Source organism: Stenotrophomonas sp. P5_A8 (assembly GCF_056400545.1).
This window is the reverse complement of sequence record NZ_JBFULB010000349.1, coordinates 1-3,935: the sequence shown is the minus strand read 5'-3', so window position 1 is coordinate 3,935 and position 3,935 is coordinate 1. Positions and strand designations below refer to the sequence as shown.

Below are 3,935 nucleotides of genomic sequence, written 5' to 3'. Positions count from 1 at the left end.
ACTGTTGCATCGCCTCCACCAGCGCGGCGGCCTGGGTATCGAAGGTGCCGGCAACCGCTGACAAGGCCGTCTGGTTGCGTTCGGCCAGCGCGCTGCTGGTGGCCTGCTGCTCGTCCAGCGCGGCACGCCACAGCGCCGCGGTCTGCCCGCTGCTCTGTTCCAGCCGGTTGGCGAGGGAGTCGACCAGCGCGGTGGCACGTGCATCGTGCTGGTCGGTCAACCGCTGCAATGCCGCGTCGAGGGCGGCAACCAGGCTGTCGTTGGCCTGCTGCTGCGCGTGCTGGGCGGTTGCCCAGCGTTCGGCCGTGGCGTCCAGGCGGGACGCCAGCGCATCGGCCAGGTCGCTGGCCTGGCGCGCGTGTTCCCCGGTGAACTGCGCCAGGCTGTCGCGCAGCTCGGCGGTGAGCGCCTGGTGGGTCCGCTGCTGCGCGGTCTGCGCCGCACTCCAGTGCTGCACGTTGTCGGCCATGCGCTCGGAGAGTGCATCGAGCAGGCCCACCGCACGCTGATCGTGCTGGGCGCTCAGCTGCTCCAGCGCAGTGCGCAACGCCTCACTCGACTGCTGGTTGCTCTGCTGCTGGGCGGCCAGCGCGGCGCGCCAGGTCTCCGCGTTGGCGGCATGGTTGGCTGCAAGGCCGGCGTTGAGCCCGCTCAACTGCTGTTCCACCGCAGCGCCCACGTGCTGCTGCAGTGCGCGGGTATCGCCGGCAATGGCGGCCATCGTGTCCTGCATGATCGGTTGCAGCGATTCGCCGACCGCACGGGCACTGGCGGCCATGCTGTCCTTGAGCGCCAGCTCGACCGCAGCGGCCAGGCGTGCGTGTTCGGCGTCGGCCTTGGCGTGGAAACGCTCCTGGCTGTCGAGCAACTGCTGCTGGGTCTGGGTGCTGCGTTCCTCGATCGCCACGGTCAACGCATGCAGGCGCTCGACCAGGGCCGGCATCAGCTCGGCCTGCGCCTGCGCCATGCGGAAGGCCTCGGCACGCTGCCAGCCCTGCGAATGCGGGTGCAGGCTGGTGGCGATCTGCGCATCCAGCAGTTGCACGGTCTGCAGGCGCTCGCGCCGGCACAGCGCGGCCAGCAGGCCCAGCATCGCCGAGGTCGCCACGCCGGCGATCGAGGTGCCGAAGGCCACTGCCAGCCCTTCCACTGGCGCGCCCAGTGAGCCACGGATGGCCTGCAGGTCGGTGGCGCTTTCCAGCGCCAGACCGGTGCCGCGCAGGGTGGCCATCATGCCGAGCAGGGTGCCGAGCATGCCCAGCAGCACCAGCAGGCCCACCAGGTACGGCGTCAGTACCGGAGCGGGCAGGGCGATGCGCTCGCCATCCACCCGCAGCCGCACCGCGTTGCGCAGCCCGTCCGGCACCCGCGCCAGCCAGCCGGCCAGGTCGGCCTGCGCCGCGCCCGCGTCCGCGACCGCGACCGCCCGGCCAAGACCGAGCGTGGCCTGGCGATAGCGCAGTAGTTCCAGCGCACCGGCGCAGTAGCAGGCCACGATCACCGCCGCGACCGCGGCACCGACCGGATTGCTGCCCAGGTAACCCGCACCGATCCAGCACGCCGCCAGCAGGCCGGCAAGGAAGACAACGAAATAAAGACTAGTTCTGAACATGACGTCCCAGTTATCGGGGGCGAAGCGCTGCAAGCAGGCCTTCGATCGGTTGAAAACGAACATCCAGTTCGGCCAGCAGCACGTCCTGCATATCCTGGTGGAAGCGCGCCAGCCAGCCATCGCTGGGTCTGGACGGCGCCGCTTCCTCGGTGTCGCCTGCGGTCGGCGCTGGCAGCGCCGACTCGCGCAGGCGTTCAAAATGCTGTCCCAACAGCGCCGGCACCGCAGCCAGCAGGCTCTGCTCGCGCGGGCTCAGGGTCTGTTCCATCACCGCATCCACTTCGGCCAACCGCGCCAGTTCCGGCGAGAGGTGACCGAGCATGTCGCGCAGCCGGCCGCGCAGGCGCCCGGTGGAGGCCTGCATGGACCGCTGCAGGTTCACGCAGTGCTGGCGATGCGCGGCATAGTCATCGRCCAGGGCGCGCTTGCCCTCGGCCGGGGCCATGATCGCGGCGATCAGCACCGCGCGCACCCGTTCGCATTCGGCCTGTTCGGCACTGTCGAACACCGGCGCATCCGGCGGTACCGGCGGCAACCGTCCATCCAGCGCCCGCGACAACGCTACCGCCCGATTCCAATCCACCCATTGGCTGAGGCGATCGGAAATATCCGGGCTGGAGGTGGGCAACGGTCCGTCGGCAAACCCCGCCAGCAGGCGGATGAAGGCCGGTCCGGGCACCGACGGTCGGTAGGGGGCTTTCGCCATGGTTCCGGCTAAAAACCATGAATTTTACACCGGAATGACGATTTGCCTGTCTGAACGGGATCGGCGGGCGCCCCGTCGCGGGCCGTCAGCCCTTGCCCGTGCTGGCGCTGCGACGTCCCGACACGTGGGCGTTTCCCGGCACATGCCAGCGCCAGGGCAGCGCCACCGCCTTGCTGATCCCGATCCGCGGCCCCACCACCGGCGCGTCCGGCGGGTTCATCCCATCGCTGACGATGCGCACGCCCCGGTCATTGCGCACCAGATCGGCACCGTCCAGCGCCTTGGTGATGCCCATCGCCTGCGACAGCCGGCCTGGGCCACTGGCCAGATCGGCATCGCGGCGGATGGCCGGCCGCGCGGCACGGACCAGGTCGAGACCGTCCACCGGCTCCAACGCACGCAACAGAACGCCCCAGCCTTGCCCGACCTCGCCACAGACCGCATTGCTGCCCCAGTGCATGCCGTAGCTGAAATACACGTAGAGGTGCCCGGCCTCGCCGAACATGGTGGCCGTGCGCGCGGTCATGCCGCGATAGGAGTGGGCTGCCGGGTCTTCGCTGCCCGCATACGCTTCCACCTCGACGATGCGGCCGGCGCGGCCGTCGTCGCGCACCAGCAGCTTGTTCAACAGGTCCGGGGCGACCTGGGTCGGGTGTCGCTGGTAGAACGTACGGGGCAGGGTGATCCAGGGGTTCATGTCATTTCCTGCAGGTCGATTTCAGACGCATCACCACCACGCGTCACGACATCTCAACGTTGAATCGAATGCGCCGATGGCCCGCTGATCTGGTCGGCGAAATCGTCCGTCGCACGCACCAGCGCGTCGGCGGTGGCCGGTTCGGTAGCGCCATGCCCGGACAACACCATCTCCAACCGGGCCTCGGGCCAGGCACAGGCCAGGTCCCACGCGCTGCGGGCGGGGCAGATGATGTCATAGCGCCCCTGCACGATCACACCCGGCAGGTGGCGGATGCGGTCGATATCGCGCAGCAGCTGGCCATGCAGGAGAAACGCGTTGTGGCGAAAGTAATGYGCCTCGATCCGGGCCTTGGCCAACGTGTCCAGCGGATCGGCAGTGGAGACAGCATCGACGTCGTGTACCAGCGTGGCGGCGTTGTCCTCCCACCCCAGCCACGCTTGTGCGGCGGCGATCTGCGTGGACAGGTCGTCGCTGTCCAGGCGCTTCCAATACGCGGCAATCATCGCCCCGCGCTCTGCTTCCGGAATATGTGCCTCGTACCGTGCCCAACGCTCGGGAAACACCCAGCGCGCCCCGCCATCGGCCTCGTTGAACCAGCGGTTTTCCTCGGCGCGCCCCAGGTATACGCCGCGCACGATCAGCCCGGTGGCGCGCTGCGGATGGGTCTGTGCATAGGCCAGCGCCAGCGTCGACCCCCACGAACCGCCAAACACCAGCCAACGCGCGATGCCCAGGTGCGCACGTACCGCTTCGATATCGGCGACCAGGTGCGCGGTGGTGTTGTCATGCAACTCCCCGAACGGCGTGGAGCGGCCACTGCCACGCTGGTCGATCAGTACGATGCGATACCGCGCCGGATCGAAAAACCGCCGGTGGGTTGGCGACGCGCCCGCGCCGGGGCCACCGTGCAGGAATAC

General features: G+C 69.1%; 4 protein-coding genes. All 4 read right to left on the bottom strand.

Going from position 1 to position 3,935, the window contains the following annotated elements; translation table 11 throughout:
* The coding region (locus tag AC1DQP_RS17745) for a DUF802 domain-containing protein (RefSeq protein ID WP_478052131.1) at nucleotides 1-1,612 on the bottom strand (1,612 nt) is incomplete at its 3' end.
* A gap of 10 nt (nucleotides 1,613-1,622) precedes the next feature.
* The gene (locus AC1DQP_RS17740; protein WP_478052130.1) at nucleotides 1,623-2,318 is read right to left on the bottom strand and encodes a DUF3348 domain-containing protein; all 696 of its coding nucleotides are present in this window, start codon (nucleotides 2,316-2,318) and stop codon (nucleotides 1,623-1,625) included.
* Between the two features lie 85 nt (nucleotides 2,319-2,403).
* Complete coding sequence (locus AC1DQP_RS17735) at nucleotides 2,404-3,015, bottom strand: DNA-3-methyladenine glycosylase (RefSeq protein ID WP_478052129.1); 612 nt, start codon at nucleotides 3,013-3,015, stop codon at nucleotides 2,404-2,406.
* A 53-nt stretch (nucleotides 3,016-3,068) separates the two neighbouring features.
* Nucleotides 3,069-3,935, bottom strand: an 867-nt coding sequence (pip, locus tag AC1DQP_RS17730; RefSeq protein ID WP_478052128.1) for a prolyl aminopeptidase, incomplete at its 5' end; no start/stop codon positions are given.